The organism is Mycobacterium parascrofulaceum ATCC BAA-614 (genome assembly GCF_000164135.1).
GTDB classification, from domain to species: domain Bacteria; phylum Actinomycetota; class Actinomycetes; order Mycobacteriales; family Mycobacteriaceae; genus Mycobacterium; species Mycobacterium parascrofulaceum.
On sequence record NZ_GG770635.1, the window covers coordinates 1 to 963 of the forward strand.

Annotated in this window: 1 pseudogene; it reads right to left on the minus strand. The window is 63.7% G+C overall.

What is annotated here, in order from left to right:
* Positions 1-962: pseudogene (locus HMPREF0591_RS31810) on the minus strand (IS481 family transposase); the annotation flags it as partial.
* Position 963 lies beyond the last annotated feature (1 nt).

The window sequence follows — 963 nt, forward strand, 5'->3', positions numbered from 1 at the left end:
GTTCTGACCTGAGAGGTTAGGTACGCGGCTGGCGGGTGGTTGGCCGCCGAGTGCGGTGTGGCCGCGATGGTGATTGTAGGTGTGTAGCCAGATCGGGAACTCCTGACAGCGCTCGGCGTCGCTGGTGTAGAGCCGGGCATAGGCCCACTCGTCGGCGAGGGTGCGGTGGAATCTCTCCACTTTCCCGTTCGTCTGCGGCCGGTAGGGCCGGGTTCTGCGGTGTTCAACGGCACCTAGAGCATCGGCGAATGTGCGTGATCGGTAACAGGAACCATTGTCAGTCAACACCTTTCGCACAGTTATGCCATGATCGGCGAACCAGGCGTTAGCACGTAGCCAAAACCCTGCAGCGGTGTCTTGACGTTCATCGGTCAACAGCTCGCTGTAGGCCAGCCGTGAATGCCCGTCGAGGGCGGTATGCAAAAAGTGATGACCGTGCAGCGGGTGATATCGCTTGCTTTTGACCCCGCTGCTGGTGTCGTTGCGGGAGTTGCGATTGCCCGCGGTGCGGCCCAGTATCCGCCAGCCCCCGCCGGCGGGGATCTTGCCGAGTTTCTTGACATCGACATGCACCAGATCCCCACACCGCAATGACTCGATGCGACGGATTACCCGCCCGGTAGGGCGGTCCAACCAGCGAGTTTAGCCAGCCCGTAACGGGTCAACACCCGATGCACCGTGGAGGGGTGCATGCCCAACAGATAAGCGATCCGGTGTGGCCCCCACCTGCGCAGGACCCGAACCTTGATGATCCGTCGCTCGGTGCGGGTGGGGGTGCGTTGCGGGCTGTGATGCGGTCGCGAGCTGCGGTCGGCCATCCCAGCCGGCCCGAGCACACGGTAACGGCCGGCCCACCGGGCCGCCGTGGTCACTGAGACTTGAAACCGCTCGGCGGCGCGCCGCAGCGGCCAACCATCATCGACAACACAACGGGCCAATCGCAGACGGCCAGTTTCGGACAAC